The sequence below is a fragment of the Mucilaginibacter sp. P2_A4 genome (assembly GCF_056405015.1).
Genome location: NZ_JBFUCX010000034.1, coordinates 1 through 1,563 on the forward strand (window position 1 = coordinate 1; position 1,563 = coordinate 1,563).

Below are 1,563 nucleotides of genomic sequence, written 5' to 3' on the forward strand. Positions count from 1 at the left end.
GCTTCAAGCTTTTCATTATTTTCATAGATCATCTTAGCTGTCCTGATTAACGGCACCGTTGCATTACAAAATCTGCTGTATTCCTTTGCTGTAACATAACCCTTATCATCCCAGAAAGGATCTAAAACACCTACCAGTGCTGTACCCTGGCCGGGAAAATCATGCAGATCAAGCAACTGGAACCCGCCAAACCCTTTGGTTCTTAAAGCTGCCTCTATATCTGCTTTATAACAAAGTACCTGTAGTTTACCTGATGCAAACAGAAAGCTATCGGCAAGACTTTCCAGGTGATGTTCTTTTAAGCGATCATAAAATATTTCAAAATTTTTAGGCTTGAGCACACCATCATATTTTTGTATTTCTTTGAAGTTAGGGTAAACACACCACTGGCCAATCTCATGGCTCACGGTGGGTTGCGGCCATTTGCTGATGATGGATAACCAATCATAATTGGTATTTGGCGGTTTAGAATTAATAATACTTTCGACGCCCGCACCCCAGGCTTGTATACGCGGATCGGGAGAGCTGTTGTAATCACTTTCGGGAATTACCGGCCAGCCGGAAGCCGTGGTATATAACCGCCGGGGATCTTTTTGCTTCCAGTATTTAACAAAGCCGGTAAGGTATTCTTTTAGATTTTTACCGCCGGGCTCATTACCATAAAGCATCATGCAAAACGAGGGGTGGTTACCAAAAGCATTTACAATATGGTTACTTTCCTCATAGATGAACCGATCAATGGGTTTTCCATCTCCAACCGTTGCCCATGCGGAACATTCGATGGATAAATAGAACCCGGCTTCGTCGGCCGCCTGAAAAGCTGCTTCAGGGGGGCACCAGGAGTGAAACCGAATGTGATTCAGCCCATATGACCTGCATATTCTAAATATTCTCGCCCAGGCGCCTTTATCAGTCGGCGGGAAACCTGTTTTAGGAAAAATTGCGCATTCCAACGTTCCCCGAAGGAAAACCGGGCGGTCATTTATTGTAAACTGACTTCCTTTGGTAATAAATTTACGCATGCCGAAAGTAATTTCCTGGCTATCCGTTCCACTTTCCCCCTTTAAGGTTACCTTCATCTTATAAAGGTTGGGATTAAATTCATCCCATAATAGCGGATGGGCTCCCATAGGGTACGTAAAAAACACAATAGTGGAATCTTTTCCAGCGGCAATTATTTTTTGAAGGACCGGCAGATATTGATGAGCGGCACCCTTATCATGCACATCGAAAATCAGTTTCGACGCGCCGATAGTTCCAGACAAGCTCTTGATGCTCACTTTCGCCACTACTACCTTTTTATCCACATCAGGAAACAATTGAACAGATGAAAGATAAACCGCCGGTTTGGCGTTAAGCGCCATATCACCAACAATACCATTCCAATTGGTTTGCGTATTATCTGTTACACTGTGTGCATCTGCTCCGGGGTTAATATCTTTAATCCGGTTATCAATCCTTAATGCAATAATATGTTTTCCGGGTTTAAGCAGATGATCCAGCAGGTAAATATGTGGCGCCCCTAATGCATTTTGCATACCGGCTTCTTTACCGTCTATCCAC

Annotated in this window: 1 protein-coding gene; it reads right to left on the reverse strand. The window is 43.6% G+C overall.

The window, feature by feature from the left end; translation table 11 throughout:
• Positions 1-1,538 (reverse strand): glycoside hydrolase family 2 protein (locus AC1DYB_RS30365; protein ID WP_477440694.1); only part of this gene is annotated, 1,538 nt, incomplete at its 3' end.
• Positions 1,539-1,563: the final 25 nt, after the last annotated feature.